Origin of the sequence: Streptomyces sp. CB01249 (assembly GCF_001905735.1) — a bacterium.
Taxonomy (GTDB): domain Bacteria; phylum Actinomycetota; class Actinomycetes; order Streptomycetales; family Streptomycetaceae; genus Streptomyces.
Map to the genome: position 1 here is coordinate 1765950 of NZ_LISW01000001.1, position 20380 is coordinate 1786329.

Annotated in this window: 17 protein-coding genes and 1 pseudogene; 11 read left to right on the forward strand and 7 right to left on the reverse strand. The window is 72.6% G+C overall.

Annotated features, from left to right (window positions below):
- Nucleotides 1-6 precede the first annotated feature (6 nt).
- Nucleotides 7-864, reverse strand: coding sequence for a universal stress protein (locus tag AMK18_RS07520; RefSeq protein ID WP_073862151.1), 858 nt, complete (start codon nt 862-864; stop codon nt 7-9).
- A gap of 231 nt (nt 865-1095) precedes the next feature.
- On the opposite strand from AMK18_RS07520, the gene AMK18_RS07525 reads away from it, so the two are divergent.
- The 3 genes from AMK18_RS07525 (at nt 1096) to AMK18_RS07535 (ending at nt 5192) form a co-directional block, all read left to right on the forward strand.
- A complete protein-coding gene (locus AMK18_RS07525) occupies nt 1096-1554 on the forward strand; it encodes an Hsp20/alpha crystallin family protein (protein WP_079199237.1) in 459 nt (152 codons plus the stop codon).
- A 115-nt stretch (nt 1555-1669) separates the two neighbouring features.
- Nucleotides 1670-2752, forward strand: coding sequence for a zinc-dependent alcohol dehydrogenase family protein (locus AMK18_RS07530; RefSeq protein WP_073862152.1), 1083 nt, complete (start codon nt 1670-1672; stop codon nt 2750-2752).
- Nucleotides 2753-2801: 49 nt separating this feature from the next.
- Nucleotides 2802-5192: a glycoside hydrolase family 65 protein gene (locus AMK18_RS07535; RefSeq protein WP_073862153.1), complete on the forward strand. Its 2391-nt coding sequence runs from the start codon at nt 2802-2804 to the stop codon at nt 5190-5192.
- 26 nt (nt 5193-5218) lie between these two features.
- Here the strand turns inward: AMK18_RS07535 and AMK18_RS07540 are convergent.
- Nucleotides 5219-6211: pseudogene (locus AMK18_RS07540) on the reverse strand (Acg family FMN-binding oxidoreductase); the annotation flags it as partial.
- Between the two features lie 260 nt (nt 6212-6471).
- Between AMK18_RS07540 and AMK18_RS07545 the strand changes: the two are divergent.
- The gene (locus AMK18_RS07545; RefSeq protein WP_073862155.1) at nt 6472-7332 is read left to right on the forward strand and encodes a universal stress protein; all 861 of its coding nucleotides are present in this window, start codon (nt 6472-6474) and stop codon (nt 7330-7332) included.
- A gap of 117 nt (nt 7333-7449) precedes the next feature.
- Complete coding sequence (locus tag AMK18_RS07550) at nt 7450-9183, forward strand: sensor histidine kinase (RefSeq protein WP_073862156.1); 1734 nt, start codon at nt 7450-7452, stop codon at nt 9181-9183.
- Nucleotides 9184-9186: 3 nt separating this feature from the next.
- Here the strand turns inward: AMK18_RS07550 and AMK18_RS07555 are convergent, their stop codons facing one another.
- Nucleotides 9187-9873, reverse strand: a complete 687-nt coding sequence (locus tag AMK18_RS07555; RefSeq protein ID WP_018104865.1) for a response regulator — start codon at nt 9871-9873, stop codon at nt 9187-9189.
- Nucleotides 9874-10020: 147 nt separating this feature from the next.
- On the opposite strand from AMK18_RS07555, the gene AMK18_RS07560 reads away from it, so the two are divergent.
- The 3 genes from AMK18_RS07560 to AMK18_RS07570 all read left to right on the forward strand — a co-directional run bounded on the left by AMK18_RS07560 (nt 10021) and on the right by AMK18_RS07570 (nt 13289).
- Nucleotides 10021-10512, forward strand: coding sequence for a hypothetical protein (locus AMK18_RS07560; protein WP_073862157.1), 492 nt, complete (start codon nt 10021-10023; stop codon nt 10510-10512).
- 36 nt (nt 10513-10548) lie between these two features.
- Entirely contained in the window at nt 10549-12072 is a 1524-nt protein-coding gene (locus AMK18_RS07565) for an oxidoreductase (RefSeq protein WP_073862158.1), read from the forward strand.
- A gap of 122 nt (nt 12073-12194) precedes the next feature.
- Complete coding sequence (locus AMK18_RS07570) at nt 12195-13289, forward strand: DUF4037 domain-containing protein (protein WP_073862159.1); 1095 nt, start codon at nt 12195-12197, stop codon at nt 13287-13289.
- Here the strand turns inward: AMK18_RS07570 and AMK18_RS07575 are convergent.
- Nucleotides 13286-14377, reverse strand: a complete 1092-nt coding sequence (locus AMK18_RS07575; RefSeq protein WP_073862160.1) for an amidohydrolase family protein — start codon at nt 14375-14377, stop codon at nt 13286-13288. The two genes, AMK18_RS07570 and AMK18_RS07575, sit on opposite strands and share 4 nt — an antisense overlap.
- Nucleotides 14374-15006, reverse strand: a complete 633-nt coding sequence (locus tag AMK18_RS07580) for a TetR/AcrR family transcriptional regulator (RefSeq protein ID WP_018104861.1) — start codon at nt 15004-15006, stop codon at nt 14374-14376. The genes AMK18_RS07575 and AMK18_RS07580 overlap by 4 nt, the downstream gene beginning before the upstream one ends.
- 139 nt (nt 15007-15145) lie before the next feature.
- Here AMK18_RS07580 and AMK18_RS07585 point away from each other — a divergent pair, with 139 nt between their 5' ends.
- From AMK18_RS07585 to AMK18_RS07595, 3 genes are read left to right on the forward strand one after another with little or no spacing between them, the layout of a single operon-like run.
- Nucleotides 15146-16747, forward strand: coding sequence for a bifunctional 3-(3-hydroxy-phenyl)propionate/3-hydroxycinnamic acid hydroxylase (locus tag AMK18_RS07585; protein ID WP_073862161.1), 1602 nt, complete (start codon nt 15146-15148; stop codon nt 16745-16747).
- Between the two features lie 8 nt (nt 16748-16755).
- Entirely contained in the window at nt 16756-17619 is an 864-nt protein-coding gene (locus AMK18_RS07590) for an alpha/beta fold hydrolase (protein WP_073862162.1), read from the forward strand.
- Nucleotides 17616-18623 carry a VOC family protein gene (locus AMK18_RS07595; RefSeq protein ID WP_073862163.1) on the forward strand — a complete coding sequence of 336 codons (1008 nt, stop codon included), beginning with the start codon at nt 17616-17618 and terminating at the stop codon, nt 18621-18623. Before AMK18_RS07590 ends, AMK18_RS07595 begins: the two co-directional genes overlap by 4 nt.
- Before the next feature lie 10 nt (nt 18624-18633).
- Here the strand turns inward: AMK18_RS07595 and AMK18_RS07600 are convergent, their stop codons facing one another.
- Nucleotides 18634-19479: a helix-turn-helix transcriptional regulator gene (locus AMK18_RS07600; protein WP_073862164.1), complete on the reverse strand. Its 846-nt coding sequence runs from the start codon at nt 19477-19479 to the stop codon at nt 18634-18636.
- Between the two features lie 83 nt (nt 19480-19562).
- Entirely contained in the window at nt 19563-20318 is a 756-nt protein-coding gene (locus AMK18_RS07605) for an SDR family NAD(P)-dependent oxidoreductase (protein WP_073862165.1), read from the reverse strand.
- Nucleotides 20319-20380: the final 62 nt, after the last annotated feature.

The window sequence follows — 20380 nt, forward strand, 5'->3', positions numbered from 1 at the left end:
CGTCGTTCACGGCAGGGGCACGACCGCGACCGGAGCCGGGCTGTGGTGGATGACGGCCTGGGCGACATGCCCGAGGTGCGGAACCAGCGGCAGCCGCCGGGAGCGACGGCCGACGACGACCAGTTCGGCCTCCCGGGACGCCTCCACCATCTGGAGCGCGGGCGAGCCCACGACCGCCTTGGCGGTGGCCGCCACCTCCGGGTACCGCAGGCGCCACGGCTCCAGCAGGTCCAGCAGCGTACGGGTCAGGTGCTCGCTCTGGTCCACGCCGAGGGCGGGGTCCATGAGCGCGCCATAGCCGTACGAGGCCGGGAGGGTCCAGCTGTGCAGGAACCGGAGATCCAGCCTCCGGCGAGCGGCCTCCGCGAAGGAGAAGGCGAGCAGCGCATCGGACACGCGGTCGATGTCGATGCCCACCAGCATGCCGCCCGCGGGCGCGCTCCGTTCGTCCTGCGCCCGCACCAGTACGACCGGGTTCAGGGCGGTGCCGACGACGGCGAGCGAGACCGAGCCCGCGAGGAACCCGGTCATCCTGCCGAGCCCCCGCGAACCGAGGACCGTGAGGTCCGCCGCATTCGCGGCGACCGTCAGCTCCTCGGCCGCCCGGCCCCTGGTCCGCGCGACGGACACCTCCAGTCCGGCGTGTTCGGCGCGCAGGCGCTCCGCGGTCGTCCGCAGCAGCTCCTCCGCACGCTCGGCCGCCTCGCTGAGCTGCGCCAGCGGGATCTCCGGGTTGGCGGGCAGCTCCTCGACGTTCACCAGGGCGAGCGGCACCTGTCGCACCCGCGCCTCCTCGGCCGCCCATTCCACGGCGGCAAGGCTCTCATCGGAGCCGTCGAGTCCGGCGATGACCTGTGCTGTCATGACGCACCTCCTCGTGCGGGGTCACAGACCCAGCGTGCCTTCCCCTCCGCCCGGCGCAGCAGGGCCGGTCAGCCCCGTGTGAATGAGCCGTCCGGACCCCCGCAGGACCCCGCAGGGTCGCTGTGCCGGGCCGTGGGCCGGTGGAACGGTGGAGGAACGGGGTACGGAACCAGCCGGTCCCGTGCCCGATCCGTGGGCCGGTAGCGCCCGGCCGCGACGAGGGGCAGTGCCATGGGCGAACGCAGGGCAGGACACAGCAAACACTGGCTCGCTCCGGACTTCGACGACTGGTTCGGCAGGGGCTTCCCGGGACTGCCCGGCTGGCGTCCGGGCACGGCGCCCCACTCCATCCCGGTCGAGGTCGCCCAGCGGGACGGCATGTACGTACTGCGCGCCGAGCTGCCGGGGATGGACCCCGAGGACATCCACGTCGGCGTCGAGGACAACCTCATCACCGTGAGCGCGGAGCACGACGAGACGGACCGGCACAGGGAGCACTCGGAGTTCCGCTACGGGTCGTTCCGCCGCACCGTCCGCCTCCCGGAGGCGGTCCCGGCGGACCGCATCGACGCCGCGTACGCGGACGGACTGCTGACCGTACGCGTCCCGGTGCCCGGCAGCGAGCCGAAGGCCGTACAGACCGTACCCGTCCGGCGCGGCGGTACGGAGAACGGACCAGGACCGGCATGACGGCGGGCCCGAGCGGTCCCGCGCCGGGGCCGACCGGCCCATGCGCCGCCCGGGGGCGACGGCCGAATCTGGAAGCGGGGGAACCCGTACGCCACGCAGGAGGAAGGTGGACAGCATGAGGGCCGCTGTCTTTCAGGGACCGGGCGGCATCGCCTGGCAGGACGTACCCGACCCGGACATCGTGGAGCAGGGAGACGTCGTGGTGCGGGTCGATCTCGTCACCATCTGCGGAACCGACCTGCACATACTGAAGGGCGACGTACCGGAGGTCACACCGGGCCGCGTCCTCGGCCACGAAGCGGTCGGCACCGTGGTCGAGGCCGGCCGGGACGTGCGTACGGTACGGCCCGGTGACCGGGTCCTCATCTCGTGCATCACCGCCTGCGGGCGCTGCCGGTACTGCAGGGAGGGCCGCTACGGGCAGTGCCTCGGCGGAGGCGGCTGGATCCTCGGGCACACGATCGACGGGACACAGGCCGAGTACGTCCGGGTCCCGTTCGCCGACCTGTCGGTCCACCCGCTCCCCAGCGCCGTGGACAGCGCGGACGCCGTCCTGCTCGCCGACATCTTCCCCACGTCCTACGAGGTGGGGGTCCGCAACGGCCACGTGCGGCCGGCCGACACGGTCGTCGTGGTGGGTGCCGGGCCGATCGGACTCGCCGCGATCACCACGGCACGCCTGTACAGCCCCGGCCGGATCGTCGCCGTCGACTTCGCCGCCTCGCGGCTGGACGCGGCACGGGCGCTCGGCGCCGACGCCACCGTGGGCGCCGACGAGGAGCCGGAACAACTCGTCGCCGACCTGACGGACGGCCTGGGCGCCGATGTCGTCATGGAGGCGGTGGGCGTGCCCGAGGCGTTCGAGAGCTGCACCCGCATGGTCCGGCCGGGAGGCCACGTCGCCAACATCGGAGTGCACGGCAAGCCCGCCACACTCCATCTCGAAGACCTGTGGATCAAGGACGTCACCCTCACCACCGGCCTCGTGGACACCGCGTCCACCCCCATGCTGCTGAGCATGCTGGCGGCCGGCCGGCTGTCCACGTCGGAGCTGGTCACCCACCGCTTCGAACTCGGGCAGATGGCGGAGGCGTACGACGTGTTCGGCCGCGCGGCCGACACCGGGGCCATCAAGGTCGTGCTCGGCGCCCCGCAGCACACCGCCGTGCAGGTCCCCAGTACTCCGGCCGCCGCGTGAACGACGCCCGACGGCCGTCCCGGACCCGGAAAGTCCGGGGCGAGCAGCCGTGAGCACCGGCTGGAGCTGGGGCTACGACCGCTACGAACCGGAACGCGAGCGGCTGATCGAGTCGCTGTGCGCACTCGGCAACGGCCGGTTCGCCACCCGGGGTTCCGCGCCCGAATGCCCCGCCGGCCCCGTCCACTACCCGGGGACCTACCTCGCCGGCTGCTACGACCGGCGCCGTTCGGCCGTCGCGGGACGCACGGTGACGAACGAGGACATGGTCAACCTGCCCGACTGGACGCCGCTGCACTACCGGTGCCGCCCCGACGGCGGGCCGCCCGGCGACTGGCTGACCCCCGACTCGCCGGAGCTGCGCCACCACCACGTGCGCCTTGACCTGCGCACCGGCACACTCACCCGGCAGCTGTTCTTCCGGGACGCGGAAGGACGCGCGCTGCGCGTCGTCCACACGCGGATCGTGCACATGGGGGACCCGCACCTGGCCGCGCAGCGCAGCACCTTCCGCGCCTACGGGTGGAGCGGCACCGTGGAGGTGGAGTCCGTTCTCGACGGGGCCGTCACCAACGCCGGAGTGGCCCGGTACCGGAATCTGGAGGGCCGCCATCTCACCGGCCACCGCAGCGGTTTCGAACCCGGCGGCACCGCCTGGCTGACCTGCCGCAGCCACGCCCCCGGCACCCGCCTGGCCCTGGCGGTCCGTACGGTCACCACACCCTCGGTGCCCGCCGCGCGGACGGCCACACCGACCGCCCCCGTCCAGACGTACCGCCTGCCCGTCGCCCCGCGCCACGCGGCGAGCGTCGTGAAGACCCTGGCGCTGCGCACCTCGGCCGACCGCCCGCCCGGCGACCCCCGCGCGGAGGCGTGTGCCGAGGCCGCCGGGGCCTCCGCGTTCCCCCGCCTCCTGACCACGCACGAGGCGGCCTGGCGGCGCCTGTGGGAGCAGGGCGAGCTGCACGTACCCGGCGAATCCGGCCGCATCCTGCGCCTGCACGTGTTCCACGTACTCCAGACGCTGTCCCCGCACACCGCCGACCTCGACGCCGGTGTCCCCGCCAGGGGGCTGCACGGCGAGGCGTACCGGGGACACGTCTTCTGGGACGAGCTGTTCGTCCTGCCCTACCTGAACCTGCACTTCCCCGAGGTGGCGAGGGCGCTGCTGATGTACCGCCACCGCCGGCTCCCCGCCGCGCGCGCAGCGGCCCGGGACATCGGGGCCACGGGCGCCGTCTACCCGTGGCAGAGCGCCGGTTCGGGGCGGGAGGAGACCCAGGAGCTCCACCTCAATCCGCGCTCCGGACGATGGCTGCCCGACCACTCACGGCTCCAGCGGCACGTCGGCTCGGCGGTCGCCCACGACGTCTGGCGGTACGCGCAGACCACCGGCGACCGCGCCTTCCTCCACGCGGAGGGGGCCGAAATCCTCCTGGAGGTCGCCCGTTACTGGGCGGGCGCCGCCCGATACGACCCGGACCTGCGCAGATACCGCATGCGGGGCGTGGCCGGCCCCGACGAATACCACGACGCCTACCCCGGAGCGGCCACGCCGGGCATCGACGACAACGCGTACACGAACGCCACCGCGGCCTGGGTCCTCGCCCGGGGTCTCGACCTCCTGGCCGAACTGCCCGCCGCACGATGTGCGGAGCTGGCCCACCAACTGTCCCTCGACGGCGGGGAACTGGCCCGGTGGGAGGACGTCTCGCGCCGCCTGTACATCCCGTTCCACCACGGCGTGATCAGCCAGTTCGAGGGCTACGGAGATCTCGCGGAACTGGACTGGGAGGGCTACCGGGCGCGCTACGGCGACATCCGCCGACTCGACCGGATCCTGGAGGCCGAGGGCGACACCGTCAACCGCTACCAGGCCACCAAACAGGCCGACACGCTCATGCTCGGCTACCTCTTCCGGCCCCGGGAGCTCCACGAGCTGTTCGCCCGCCTCGGCCACCCGCTGGACGACGACACCTGGCCCGCGACGGAGGCGTACCACCTGCGCCGCACCAGCCACGGTTCGACGCTCAGCAGCCTCGTCCACGGCTGGCTGCGCACGCGCACCATGGGTGCGGACGCCTGGCGCTACTGCGAGGAGGCCCTGCTCGGGGACGTGGCCGACCTGCAGGGCGGTACGACCGGCGAGGGCATCCACCTCGGGGCGATGGCGGGGACCGTCGACCTGGTCGAGCGCGGGATCACCGGCCTGGAGGCCGGACCCGAAGGGCTGCGGGTCAAGCCCGTTCCCCTGGCGCAGATCCCCCGGTTCTCGTTCACCATCTGCTTCCAGGGCCACCGGGGGGTCCGGGTCCGTGTCCTGCCCGGGCGGCTCGCCGTCCGCGTACCCGCATCGCCCCGGGGCCCGGTCCCCGTCCTGCTGCCAGACGGGCGGAGGGTCTGTGTCGCGCCGGGGGAGGAGCGCTGGTTCCGGCTGTGAGCGGCGCGCTCGTACGCACACGCCGCTCAGGTGAAGGCGAGGACGTCGGAGACCGGCCGCCGCGGGGTGGCTCGCCCGTGCGGCCCGTATCCCAGGCGCAGCAGCATCTGCACGAAGCCCGACGAGGAACGGGGGTCGCGCGACAGCGCGCGCAGCTCCGGCCACTCCAGCGGCTGGGACATGAGCGACGTGGACAGGCCGTCCGCCGTGGCCTGCAACAGCACCCGGTGCAGGGCCTGCCCCGCGACCAGCCAGTCACGGGGCGTGTCGTCCCGCGTCCCGAGCAGGGCGAACCCGGGACGCCTCTCGAAGCGGGCGGAGGCGCGAGAAGGTCCATGATGCGGAGGCTCGAAATCCCGTACCGGTGAGGTCACGTCGAACTGCCGGGGCCCGAAGGCGTACGCGGGAATCCCCTGCGCCCCTGGGTCCTCGCCCTCCGTACGCGTCCACGCGGCGACCTCGGCGCGGATCAGCGGGTCGGCCGCCTCCAGCCTCGCGGCGTCCCGTACGAGCTCCATGAGGGCATCGGTGAACCAGTCGCCGGGCACATCCAGCCGGCAGCCCTCGCGCGCCGCCGCAGCGCTCAGCCCCGCCATGATCTCGGGCGGAACCGGCTCGTCCGTGAACGGGAAGCGGCTGGTGTGCCGCTCCCGCAGCGCCGGATGGAGCGCGGCGAGCGCCGCCTCTCCGGCGGGGGCGGACAGGCGTACGTCGGCGAGGTGCCAGGGGTCGCCGGGCGAGGGCAGCAGTTCCGCCTCCGCGTTCAGGTCCCGGTGCGCGGCGGCCACCCGCAGACCGAACAGGGCCGCGCCGCACCCCAGATGGAGGGCCCGGCGGACCGGATCCGCGTGCGGCATCTCGCAGGACCGGTCACCGTGCAGCTCGATGGTGTCCGTGGCCGTCCGGTGGAGGAATCGCCAGGGCTGCGCGTTGTGCATGGACGGGGCGCGGATCGCGTCCTCGACCAGCGACGCGACGAGGGTCCGGGAGAGAGCGTTGGCGGTCACGGCTTGTCCTGTCCGCCGGCCACGGTGCCCGGGCCGGCCTGTGCGAGGAGGAGGGCACGTGTGCCCGTATCACCACGGTCCCCGAACCCCGGGGCGGGCGGCGAGGGCCGTACGGGCCACGCCCCGGGCCGGTCGGGCTCGTCCGCCGGGGGCCGTTGGGACGTTTGGTCCCCGTCCCGCCCCTGGGCGGCCCTTCGGGCGCCGCGTCGCCGGGTGCCACGGTGGAGGGAGAGAAGCAGGACGCCCCGCAGCTCCCGGGACAGGAGCGGATCATGAGCAGCACGACCGAACACCGTGAGATCGTCGTCGGCATCGACCCGTCGAGGGACTGGCGCCTCACCGTGGCCTGGGCGGCCGACGAGGCCCACCGGCGCCACCGGGCCCTTCGGCTGGTGGTGGCCATACCCCCGCAGCACGACACCCACCACGTGGACGACACCCCCCGGCACACGGTCCGGGCCCTGGAGGGCAAGGACGCCGTGAGCGCGGCGGCGGAGTGGGCCCGGGAGCGGCGGCCGGGCACCGGGATCGCCACCGCGGTGGTCGACGGCTTCCCGGCGCAGGTCATGGCCCGCCTTGCACAGGACGCGGCCATGGTCGTACTCGGCTCCCGGCATCTCAGCCGGACCGAGGAGTACCTCAGCGCGGGCGCGCTCGTCGTCCCCGTCACCGCGCAGGCCCGCTGCCCGGTCGTGGTGGTGGGCGAGGCCGAGCACAGCACCCAGGAGCCGCCGTATCTCGTCGTGGGCGTCGACGGCAGCGAGTCCTCCCTCGCGGCCCTCGCGTTCGCCGCCCAGGAGGCGGACCTCCGCCGGGCGGAGCTGCGGGCCGTCGCGGTCTGGCAGCCGCCCGTCTTCTCCCTCCGCTCCAGCGACACCATGTTCGAGGCCGAGCGCAGACAGCTCTCGGAGATCACCGCGGGCTGGTCCGAGAAGTACCCCGGTCTCCGGCTGACGCACGAGGTCCGCGTCGGCTCGCCCGTCGAGATCCTGGCGGAGGCGGGCGAGCACGCCCTCGCCCTGGTCGTCGGCCGCCGGGGCCGGGGCGGCTACACCGGCATGCGCGTCGGCTCCGTCGTCCACGGCCTCCTGCACCGCGCCCGCTGCCCGGTCGTCACCGTCCCGGTCCGCTGACCCCCGCCCCGGTGACCCCCGCCCCGGCCCGACAGGAAGGCGCGAGGCATCGGGGCTACGGTGAAACGGGACGGACCGGACCGGCTTGCGCCGAGTCCGACGCAGCCGGAGGTGCCGATGGGTCCGGAGGAGACCCGAAGCGGCGGAGCACGGTCTCCGCGCCTGGGACTCGATGAACTCCTGGGTGAACTCCAGGCACGGCTGGACGAGGTCCGGAGCACCCGGGAAAAGCTCGGCGAACTGCTGAAAGCCGTCATGTCCGTCGGCCAGGACCTCGACCTCTCCCAGGTCCTGCGCACCATCGTGGAGTCCGCCGTGACGCTCGTCGACGCGGAATACGGCGCCCTCGGCGTCATCGGCGACGACCAGCGGCTGTCCCGGTTCCTCACCACCGGCATCGATGACGAACTCCACGAGCGGATCGGCGCGCTGCCCTCCGGCCACGGCATCCTCGGGGAGCTCATCCGGCACCCCGAACCGCTGCGCCTGGACGAGCTGGCCGACCACCCCGCCTCTTACGGCTTTCCGCCCCACCACCCGCCGATGCACTCGTTCCTCGGCGTACCGATCCGGGTGAGGGACGAGGTGTTCGGCAACCTCTACCTGACGGAGAAGCGCGGCCGGGGCAGCTTCGACGACGAGGACGAGGCCGTGGTGACGACGCTGGCCGTCGCCGCCGGCATCGCGATCGACAACGCCCGGCTGTACGAGCAGGGGCGCCTGCGCCAGCTCTGGCTCGCCGCCGGTGCCGACTTCACCAGCGCGCTGCTCTCCGGCTCACGGGAGCGGGAAGTCCTCGACGGCATGCTCGACCGGGCCGTGGACATCGCCGACGCCGACCTGGGCGTGTACTACCTGGTCGGCCCCGACGGTTCGCTGCGCGGGTCGATGGCGAGCGGCGAGGGCGCCGACCGGCACCGGGGGACCGTGCTGCCCAGCATCGAGGGCACCCTGGCGGCCGCGGCACTCGCCGCGGGCGGGCTCGTCCTCCTCGCGGACATCGAACGGGACGAACGGATCACGGTCCAGCCCGAGCGCTGGACGGGCTTCGGCCCGGCGATCGCCGCGACGGTGGGCACGAAGGACCGGCTGAGCGGGGTGCTCATCCTGCTGCGGCGCAGGGGGCGGCCCGCCTTCACCGGCACCGAGACCGCCGCGCTGCCCGCCTTCACCGGCTCCGCGGCCCTGGCCCTGGAACTGGCCGAACGGCGTCGTGACGCCGAGCAGGTGAGCCTGCTGGAGGACCGAGACCGGATCGCCCGGGACCTGCACGACCTCGCGATCCAACGCCTCTTCGCCACCGGCATGACGCTGCAGAGCGCCCGGCGTTTCGTGGAGCATCCGGTGGCCAGGGACCGGGTGACCCGCGCCATCGACGACCTCGACACCACCATCAAGATCATCCGCTCGACCATCTTCGGCCTCCGCGAGCACTCCGAGCCCGGAACGGCTCCCAAGCTCAGGAGCCGTGTCGTCGGTGCGGTCGACGCCGCCGCTCCGACGCTCGGCTTCGCACCCGCGCTGCGCATGGAGGGCCTGCTCGACACCGACGTACCGGCCGGTGTGGGCGACGAGGCGATCGCGGTGGTGACCGAAGCGCTGACCAACGTGGCCCGTCACGCGAGGGCCCGGTCCGCGGAGGTGGCGGTCGTCGCGCACGGCGGCGCCCTGACCGTCACGGTCGGCGACGACGGGGTGGGCATGCGGAACGGCGGCAGACGAAGCGGCCTCCGCAACCTGAGCGAGCGGGCGGAGCGGCTGGGCGGCGGCCTCGACGCGCACACCCGGCAGCCACCCGCGCACGGGACGACGCTCACGTGGCGGGTCCCGCTGGAAGAAACGGAGGACTGACGGCTATCCGGAGTCGGCATCGTTCTCGTGCACATGCGCGGCGATGACCGCGGCCTGGACACGCCGCTCCACGCCCAGCTTCCCCAGAAGCCGGGAGATGTGGTTCTTGACCGTCTTCTCCGAGAGGTACAGCCGCTCTGCGATCTGCCGGTTGGTGAGCCCCTCGCCGATCAGCTCCAGAACGGAGTGCTCCCGCTCCGAGAGACCCGCGAGCCGCTCGTCCTCCGGGGACTTCCGCTCCTCGGGCCCCCGCAGCGAACGCATCAGCCGGGCCGTGGTCGCCGGATCGAGCATCGACTGCCCCGTCGCCACCGTGCGGATCGCCGACACCAGATCGGACCCGTTGATCTGCTTCAGCACGTAGCCCGCCGCCCCCGCCATGATGGCGTCGAGCAGCGCGTCCTCGTCGTCGAACGAGGTGAGCATCAGACAGGCCAGCCCGGGCAGTCCGGAGCGCAGTTCCCGGCACACCCCGATCCCGTTGCCGTCGGGCAGGCGCACATCGAGGACCGCCACATCGGGCCGCAGGGCCAGCCCTCTGGCGAGACCCTGCTCCGCCGTCGCGGCCTCGCCCACCACTTCCATGTCGGGCTCGTCATCGATCAGGTCGCGCAGCCCCCGGCGTACGACTTCATGATCGTCCACGAGGAAGACCCGCGTCAGTGCTCCGGGAACCGGCGGACCGGACATGGTGACCTCTCTGCTCGGCGGACACACAACCGCCCCCACTCGAATTGTCCGCCATCACGCGACTTCCGGACACCGGTGGAGCCTCGACCCGGTTCCACGGCACACGGTCGCGGGGCCGTGTCAGTGGGCCCGGTTACGGTGCACGGCATGACGCATTGGATACACCGCGCGCTCCCGCACCACGAGGAGACCAACGTCGTCTTCTTCCGGGGGTTGTCCCTGGACACGCTCGTGCGAGGACTCCTCGACCAGCAGCGCATGCCACTCGCGTACGCCGGGGGAGCCGACTGGGGACTGGTGATGCACGACATGTCCAGCTGGGAGTGCGGCGAGTACGACCTCGCCGATTACGGACGGCTGTGCCAGGACGGCGGCGAACTCGGTGTCTTCGTGACCGAGCCGTGCTGGGCGAAGGCCCACGGGCCCTCGTTCCAGTACTACCGCGACGGGCGCCTGATCACGGGCTTCAGCTTCGAGACCCCGTACTTCCGCGCGGGTGAGGAGCCCGATCTGCTGTTGCCCGTCCTCACAGCGGCCCGTCCGGCCGGGCCGGCGGATCACGACCGGGAGGACGACGAGGAACGTACGGTGCGGGCCGTCAGCGGCTTCTTCTCCTTTCCCGAACTCGAAATGCCTTGACCGGGGCGCCCGGAGGAAGATCGCTAATCTGAACGAGTGCTTTCATACGACGAGTTGACTTCACCGGAGCGCGAGCTGTGGGACGCGTTCCCCGAGGGACGCCGTGTGGACCTGCGCACGGGTGTGCCCGAGGACGACCGGGTCACCGAAGGGGGCGCGTGGGGTCCCGGGCGGACGGTTCGTGCCGCCGTGATCGCGGCGCTGCTCTCGGGTGGGAACGCCGTGCGGCCCGGCGCCGTCGCCTGCGTGGAACTCGTCGGCGCGCGCATCAGCGGCCGTCTGGACCTCTCGGACGTGGAGATCGGGCAGGCTCTCCGGATCGAGGAGTGCTGGTTCGAGCGGGCACCGAAGCTCGTCGGGGCGTCCGCCCGGACGATCCGCGTCGTGGACAGCCTGCTGCCGGGCCTCGAAGCTGCCCTCGTACGGGTCGAAGGGCACCTCGATCTGTCCCGGTCGCGCGTGGAGGGGTGCCTGGACCTGCTCAACGCCTCGGCGGCGGGCGAGTTGGTGCTGAACGGTACGCGGGTGTGCGTGTCCGAGGGCTGGGGCGTGATCGCGGACGGCCTGCACACGGGCGGCGGCATCTTCTGCATGCACGGGTTCACCGCCCGGGGCGGGATACGCATGCTGGGCGCGCAACTGTCCGGCGGACTGTTCATGCAGGGCGCGCACCTGGAGCGCCCCGTGCCGTTGGGGCGCCCGGGTCCGGGCGGAGTGGCCCTGGCCCTGGACAACGTCGTGGCGCCGACGCTCAACTTCTCCGGCGGTTTCACCTCCGACGGGACCGTGCGGCTGCGGGGCGCCCGGGTCTCGGACCTCCTGACCTTCGAGGGAGCGTTCCTGAGCGCGGCACCCGGCGGCGACGGCAGGGCCCTGGTCGGACGCGCCATGCAGGTGTCCGACCTCGACCTCGCCCTCACCCGACGACCGCTCGGCACCGTGGATCTGCGCGGCGCGCAGGTGGCCTCGCTCCACGACAACGAGCACAGCTGGCCGGACGTGGTGGAGCTGGAGGGCTTCGTCTACGACTCCCTCAGGGCACCCGGGCCGAACGGCCGCCGGGGGTCCGCGCCCGGCCGGGTGGCGTGGATCCGGCGCGGTCCCGGCTACAGCCCGCAGCCGTACGAGCAGTTGGCGAACTGGTACCGGAAGGCGGGCCACGACGACGACGCCCGCCGCGTACTCCTGGCCAAGCAGCGCCACCGGCGCCGTACGCTGTCCCCGGCCGCGCGTGCCTGGGGGTATCTGCTCGACGGGTCCATCGGCTACGGCTACCGCCCCTGGCTGGCCGGTGTCTGGCTCTTCGTGCTGACCCTCCTGGGCACCCTGGCGTTCGCCGCGCACCCTCCCGTCCCGGCCAAGGAGGGCGAGGGCGCCCCGTTCCAGCCCCTCGTCTACACACTCGATCTGCTGATCCCCATCGGCGGCCTGGGGCAGCGCACGGCCTGGTACTGGGCCGACGGCTGGCTCCAGTGGCTGGCCTACCTCCTGATCGCCTTCGGCTGGGTGCTGGCGACCGCCGTCATCGCGGGGGTCACGCGCACCTTGCAGAAGAACTAGCCGGTGCCGGCGCGGCGGCACCGGTCACACCGTGGCGGAGCCGCGCGCCGGGCGGCGGTTTCCCCCTCGGGTACGCGGAAATGCCTTCGACCGGTCACCGCTGGTGCGGCACGCTCTGCGGTATGACCACGCCATCCTTCATTCCCGGACTGGAACTCTCGCGCCGCTTCTACCGCGAAGCCGTGCTGCCGCTGCTGGACGAGACCGTCCCCGGGCTGGCGCACTCCGCCGCCCGGCTCGGCAGCGGTTCGGAAGTCCTCGGGTTCGACACCGCCCGCTCCGCCGACCACGAGTGGGGACCCCGGTTGGAGGTCTTCCTGCACCCGCGGGACGCCGCCCGTCACGCGGCGGACATCACGGCGCTGCTCGCCGAGCGCCTGCCGAAGACGTTCTGCGGCTACCCGACGCACTTCGCCGAGGCGGGCGACGACGGCATCGGGGTCATGCGGGAGACCGGGGGACCGGTGCACCACCGGGTGACGGTCACCGACTCCGGCACCTGGTTCACCGAGCGGCTGGGATTCGACCCGGGCCAGGGCGTCGCACTGGCGGACTGGCTGGCCGCCCCCGCCCAGCGCCTCGCCGAGGTCACGGCTGGTGCGGTTTTTCACGACGGCCTCGGCGACCTCGTACCGGCCCGGACCGCGCTCGGCTGGTACCCCGATGACCTCTGGCGGTACCTCCTCGCCTGCCAGTGGCGGCGTATCTCCCAGGAGGAGGCCTTCGTCGGACGCTGCGGCGAGGTGGGCGACGAACTCGGCTCCGCCGTCGTCGCCGCCCGGCTGGTGCGCGACCTGATGCGGCTCTGCCTGCTCATGGACCGCCGCTACCCGCCGTACGGCAAATGGCTCGGCAGCGCCTTCGCGCTCACCGCCCAGGGGCCCGCCCTGACACCGGTGCTCACCGCCGCCCTGGCCGCGACCGACTGGCACACCCGCGAGCAGCACCTCGCCCGTGCGTACGAGACCGTCGCGGCGGCGCACAACCAGCTGGGCCTCTGCGACCCCGTCGACCCCACGACACGGCCGTACCACAACAGGCCGTTCCAGGTCCTGCACGCCGAACGCTTCGCGGGGGCCCTGACCGCCCGGATCACCGACCCGGCCGTCCTCGTCCTGCCACCGGCCGGCGCCGTGGACCAGTTCATCGACAGCACCGAGATCCTCAGCCGCCCGGACCTCTCCCGCGCGGTCACTCACGCGATTGAACTGCCTTAGCCGGTGCGGGGCTGGAGGAGCTTGAAGACCAGGCGGGCGGCGGTGCGTCGGGTCGCGTGCCGCAGCCGCACCGGGGCCGGCAGGGCCGGAGGCGGCGTCGGGGGAGTGGCGGCCAGGCGAGGGAAGAGCGCTTCGGCGTTGGTGCGGTTGACGGCGGCGAGTGCGCCCCGGTCGAGGTTGCTGTCGAGGCCGCCCACGAAGTACTGCCCGGCGGGGGTGGGGGCGAACGGCCAGTCGCTGCCGAACAGAACGTGCCCGGGGCGGGCGAAGGTGAGCAGGGTGGGCAGGGCGGCGGGGCTGGAGGACAGGGCGGTGTCGAAGTAGAAGGAGCGGAAGTCGTCCAGTACGTCGAGCGGGCTGCGCGCGGTGTCGTTGGCGATGGTCAGCGCCATGCGGTGTGAGGAGTAGGGGACGAAGCCGCCCGCGTGGCTGAGGATGAACCGGATGTCCGGGTAGCGGCGCGGTATGCCGTTGCGGACCAGGAGGTACGCGGCGCGGGTGGTGTCCAGCAGGAAGTCCGCGGCGAAGGCGGGGATGCCGTCGACCGGGGGAGCGGGCAGCTCGGCCGGGTGGACGAAGACCACCGCGCCCCGGTCGTTCAGCGTCCGCCACAACGCGTCCTGGCCCTCCGCGCCGAGATAGGTCCCCCGGTTGTTGGCGAGCAGGGTGACGCCGTCGGCGTGCAGCTCGTCCAGCGCGCGCCCGGCCTCGGCGGCCGAGGCGTCGGTGTCGGGCATGGGCAGGGTGGCGAAGAAGCCGAAGCGGCCGGGGTGGCCGGAGACCAGGGCCGCGGAGTGGTCGTTGAGCCGTCGGGCCAGACCGGCGGCCTCGGCGGGTCCGGTGAGGAAGCCGGTGCCGGGCGTGGAGACGGAGACGATCGACGTGGTGGTGCCGAGCAGGTCCATCAGGCGCAGGGCGGACTCGGCGCTCCAGTCGGGCAGGGCGCGGCCCCCGGCGTCGGCGATGCCGGCCCCGGCGAGCGCGTCGCGGTAGAAGCCGGGCACCACGTGCTGGTGGACGTCGATGCGCTGTGCCGAAGGGGACACGAAGGAGCCTTTCTCACGTTGTCGGTCGTTCGCCGGGCTCACGCCTCGCTCCTCGCCGCCAGGCGTGCCGCCGCCTCGTAGACCAGCTGGGCGTGCAGTTCGAACATCGCCACGAGGTCGACGTCGTCACCGTTGATCTCCCGCTGGACGAACAGCCCGTCGGCGCCCGCGACGGCGTACGTCGTGAGGGCGTGCAGGGACTCCTCGTCGAGGCCCGGGACGAGCTCCCGGGCCGTCTCGGCGATCTTCGCGCGGGCGATGTCGCGGACCTGGAGGAACACGGTCCGGCCGCGGGGTTCGGCTGGGCGCCGTTCCAGCGCGAGCATCAGACCGAGCCGGAGGAAGTCGGGGGCGTCGATCAGCGACTTCGCCACGCCCCCCGCCATGGCGGTGACGCGTTCCAGCGGGGTCCCCGTCCCCTCGCTCGGAAGCTCGACGGCCGCGAGCCACGTCTCGAAGCTGCGCTCGATGACCGCGGCGATCAGATCGTCCTTGTCCTTGAAGTGCCAGTAGATCGAGCTGGCGGGCAGCCCGCACTTGGCGCTGACGGCCGCGATCGACGTGCCCTCGTACCCCCGCTCACCTGCGATTTCCACGGTGGCGTCGAGGATCCGCTGCCGCGACTCCACTCCGTTCGCGCGCTTCTTGCGGGTCGTCTGCGGCTTGGTCATGGGAGGTGCCCCTCTGGGTGTGCGCTCGTTCGCCGGCGGCTTGACCGTATCCGGCAGCGGCCCTACCGTAGCACTCGTTCCAATTGGAGTGAACGCTACAGCAAGAGCCGAGCGGCATGATCGACAGTGAGGTGGCCCGATGAGTGGGACCGAGGCCGGGGCAGAGACCGAGGACAGCGCCTACGACGTGGCGGTGATCGGTTACGGGCCCACGGGCGTGACCGCGGCGAACCTGCTGGGTGCGAGGGGGCTGCGCGTCGTCGTCGTGGAACGGGATGCCGAGATCTTCACGCGCGCACGGGCCATCTCCACCGACGAGGAGGTCGTCCGCATCTGGCAGCGCACCGGCCTGGCCGAGCGCCTCAAGCAGGACATGCTGACCGAGCGGCCGGTGGACTTCGTGGACGCCAGGGGCCGAACGTTCATCAACGCGCACCCCACGTCGCGCGGGCACGGCCACCCGCCGCAGATGTTCATCTACCAGCCCGCGCTGGAACAGGTCCTGCGCGACGGCGTCGACCGCTACCCGAACGTGAAGATCCTCCTGCGCCACGAGTGCCTGCGCCTGCGCCAGGACGCCGACGGGGTGGAGCTGACCGTGGTCGGCACCGCCGACGACGCGGTCCGACGGCTGCGCGCCTCGTACGTGATCGCGGCCGACGGCGGCTCCAGCCTCACCCGCGCCCAGCTGAACATCGGCTACGAGGGGCGCACGTACGAGGACCGCTGGGTCGTCATCGACACCAAGATGCTCAAACCCTGGCCCGACCACGACAAACTGCGCTTCCACTGCGACCCGGCCCGCCCGGCCGTCGACTGCCCGACCCCGCTGGGCCACCACCGCTACGAGTTCCCCCTCCTGCCCGGGGACGACGAGAAGCACCTGGTCACCGAGGACGCCGTGTACCGGCTGATCTCCCGGTACGGGATCGGCCGCGACAGCATCGAGGTCCTGCGCGCCACCGTGTACAGCCACCACGTCCGGTTCGCCTCGCGCTTCCGCGTCGGCCGGGTCTTCCTCGCCGGTGACGCCGCACACGCCATGCCGCCGTGGATCGGCCAGGGGATGGCCGCCGGTGTGCGGGACGCGGCCAACCTCTGCTGGAAGCTCGACTCCGTCCTGCGCGGCGAACTGCCCGAGAGCGTCCTCGACAGCTACGAAACCGAACGCAAGCCGCACGTCAGAGAGGTCACCAAGCGGGCGGTGCTCGTCGGCCGCGTGATCACCGAACGCCGCCGCCCGGTCGCCCGCGTCCGCAACACCGCCCTGCGCGCCCTGGACCGCATCCCGGGCTTCGGCGACCGGATGCAGGACTCGAACTGGATCCCCGTCGCCCACTACGACGCGGGCCTGCAGGCCCGCCCCCGCACCAGGGCGACCGGCCACCAGATCCCCCAGCCCTGGGTGACCGGGCCCGACGGAGAACGCGTACGGCTGGACGACGCCCTCGGCGGCCGCTGGCTGCTGCTGCACGCGGGCCCGCCCACCACGCAGCCCGCGTGGGAGCGCCTGGGCGTCGATTCGCTGACCGTGCTGCCCGCGGGCTCCCGCCCGGCCGAGGGCGCCCTCGTCGACAGCGACGGCGTCCTGCTGCCCTGGCTGACCGGGCGCCGCGTCTCCACCGTGGCGCTGCGCCCCGACGCCTATGTGTACGCCGCCGCCCCGGCCGGGGGCCAACTCCCGCCGCCGCCTGCCGGATTCGCCCCCGCGCCACGGCCTTCCGCGATCACCGCCCAGTGAGGACCACCATGACCACACCCACCGAAGTCCCCGCGATGCGCGAGCGCCTGCTCGACGTCCACGGCAAGAAGATCTTCGTCGCCGAGACGGGCCGGGGAGCGCCCGTCCTGCTGCTGCACGGCGGCGGCCCCGGCGCCTCCGGCCTCTCCAACTACAGCCGCAACATCGCGGAGTTGGCCGAGGAGTTCCGGGTCATCGTGCCCGACCTGCCCGGTTACGGACGCAGCAGCAAGGGCATCGACCCCACCGACCCCTTCGGCGCCCTGGCCGCCGGCATCCGCGGCGTGCTCGACCGACTCGGCCTGGAGAAGGCCCACGTCGTGGGCAACTCCTACGGCGGTTCCTGCGCCCTCCGGCTCGCGCTGGACACCCCGGAGCGGGTCGACCGCATGGTGCTCATGGGCCCCGGCGGCATCGGCACCACCCGGGCGCTTCCCACCCCGGGCCTGAACAGCCTTCTGAACTACTACACAGGAGAAGGGCCCTCGCGGAAGAAACTGGAGACGTTCATCCGCGACTACCTGGTCTTCAACGCCGCCCGCGTGCCCGATTCGGTCATCGACGCGCGCTACCAGGACAGCATCGACCCCGAGGTCGTCGCCGCCCCGCCGCTCAGGCGCCCGAAATCGCTGCGCACGCTGTGGAAGATGGACTTCACCCGCGACAAGCGCCTGAATCGGCTGGCCGTGCCCACCCTGGTGCTGTGGGGCGCCGAGGACAAGGTCAACCGCCCGTCCGGCGGCCGGATGCTGGCCGAGCGCATGCCCCACTGCGACCTGTACGAGGTCGCCAACACGGGCCACTGGGTGCAGTGGGAACGCGCCGAGCTGTTCAACCGGCTCTGCGCCGACTTCCTGGCGGGCCGCCGATGAACACCACACCCTCGGTCTTCGGCTCCGTCCACCTCGGCTACCTCGTCATCGAGTCCAACCGCTTCGATGACTGGCGCCGGTTCGGCACCGACGCCATCGGCATGCACCACGACGACGTCTCCCGCGACGTGATGCGCTTCCGCCTCGACACCCACGCGTGCCGCTTCCTCATCCGGCGCGGCCCCGCCGAGGACGTGGTGGCGATCGGCTGGCACATAGACGACCACACCTCCTTCGAAAACATCGAGGCCCGCATCCGGGCCCACGGCGTCCCCGTCGTACGGGGCTCCGACGAGGAAGCGGCACTGCGCGGCGTGGAACGGCTGCTGCGCTTCCCCGGCCCCAAGGGCATCGTCCAGGAGATCTACACCACCCCGGTCATCTCCCCCGAGCCCCTGCGGATGCTCGCCTCAGGATGGGTCACCGGCGACGCGGGCATGGGCCATGTCGCGATCACCTCTGCCAGGCCCACCCTGATGCGCGGCTACTACAACACCGTCTTCGACGCCCGCTTGACCGACTACATCGACGAGACGATCAGCGGCGTCAAGCTCAAGATCCGCTTTCTGCGCGTCAACGAACGCCACCACTCCATCGCCATCGCCGCGGTCCACGGCCTGCCGATCGACCCGATCCGCACCCGCGTCCAGCACCTCAACATCCAGGCCGACAGCCTGGACGACCTGGCCCGGAGCTACGAGCGCGTCCACGAACTCGGCTTCGACATGGCGCTGTCGGTGGGACAGCACACCAACGACAAGGAACTCTCCTACTACGCCCGCACCCCCTCGGGCTTCGAGTGGGAGGTCGGCTGGAACCCCCTCGTCATCGACGAGCGCACCTGGGAGCCCACCACCCACCAGAGCATCAGCATCTGGGGCCACCGGCCCGTCGGCCGGACGATCATCGACACACTCGACCAGTTCCGGCTCGGCGCCCGGTCCCTCGTCCGGCCGGAGCGCACCGTCCCGGCCCTCAGCGGCACCGGCATCCCCGACGACTGACCCGGCACGGTCAGGTGCCCACCGCCCGCGCCCCCAGCACCGGCAGCAGCCGCAGCTTCTCGTCGTCCGGCGAACCCGGCGTGGCGGTGTACACCAGCAGCGTCTGGTTCTGCTCCGGGTCCAGCAGGACCTGGCACTGAAGGGTGAGGACGCCCAGCTCGGGATGGCGTACCAGCTTGGGGTCCACCCGCGGTACGTCGATCTCGTGCGCGCTCCACAGGGCCGCGAACTCCTCGCTGCGTTCCAGCAGGAGGTCGCGCAGGTGCTCGGCGCGGCCGCCCGCACCCTGCCGCGAGTACGCGTCCCGCAGGCCGGAGGTGAAGAAGCGGCTGTGCAGCGGGTGGTCCTCCTCCGGGTACAGCAACCGGGCGGCGGGATCGGTGAACCAGCGGTAGGTGAGGCTGCGTCCAGGTCCGGTGAACCGCGTCTGGTCGCCGAGGAGCGCGATCGCCGCCGGCGTCTGGGCCAGGGTCTCCGCCACATCGCTGACGACCTGCGCCGGGGTGTCGTCCAGCCGCCCGAGGATGCGCATCAGGCCGGGCGTGATGTGGTCGGAGCGCAGGTTGCCGGGGCGGGAGGGGGTGTTGTGCCCGGCGATCCGGAACAGATGGTCCCGCTCGGCGAGCGAGAGGCGCAGACCGCGGGCGATGGCGGCGAGCATCGGCTCCGACGGCTGCGGCCCGCGCTGCTGCTCCAGGCGGCTGTAGTAGTCGGTCGACATACCGCTCAGCGCCGCCGCCTCCTCCCGGCGCAGACCCTGGGTGCGGCGGCGCGGCCCGCGGGGCAGCCCCACGTCCTCCGGTTGCAGGGCTTCGCGTCGGGTGCGGAGGAAGTCCGCGAGTTGTGCTCGGTCCACGGTTCCAGTCTCCCTCGTGGCCCCGGTGCCTGACATCCGGGGCGCGGTCGTGAAGGTGTGCGGGCCCGGCCGGGCCCGGTCCCTCAGAGCAGCATGCCGCCGGACGCCTCGATGCGCTGTCCCGTGACCCAGGAGGTGCCCTCGGCGAGCAGCGCGGCAGCGGCGGCACCGATGTCGTCGGGCTCACCGGGGCGGCCCATCGCGGTGACACCGCTCAGCATGGAGCGCATGCCCTCGTCGTCGCGGACCCCGCCGCCACCGAAGTCGGTTCCGGTGGCCCCCGGCGCCAGGGCGTTGACCGCGATGCCGCGCGGCCCCAGCTCCTTGGCGAGGTACCGGGTGAGGATTTCCACTGCGCCCTTGGCCGCGGCGTACGCGGCGGTCGGCGCGGCGATGAAGCGGGTCAGGCCGGTGGAGACATTGAGGATGCGGCCGCCGTCCTCGATCAGGGGCAGCAGGGCCTGGGTGAGGAAGAAGACGCCCTTGACGTGGACGTCCATCAGCCCGTCGAACTGCTCCTCGGTCGTCTCCGCGAACGGCGCGTGCACGCCGTGTCCGGCGTTGTTGACGAGGATGTCGAAGTGGTTGCGGCCCCACTCCCGGTCCAGGGCCTCACGCACCTGCGCGGTGAAGGCGGGGAACTCGCCGGTGTCCCCGGTGTCCAGCCGCAGGGCGACCACCGTGCGGCCGAGCTTCCTGGCCGCCTCCACGACGGCCTCCGCCTCCTCGGCGTGCGAGCGGTAGGTGAGGATCAGGTCGGTACCGGCCTCGGCGAGATGCAGGGCGGTGCTGCGGCCGAGGCCCCGGTTGGCGCCGGTGATCAGGGCGATGCGGGTCATGGTGGCTCCGTTCGGATCATGGTGCGGGCGGACCGGCCGGTCCGTCGCCGCCTACTCCTCAA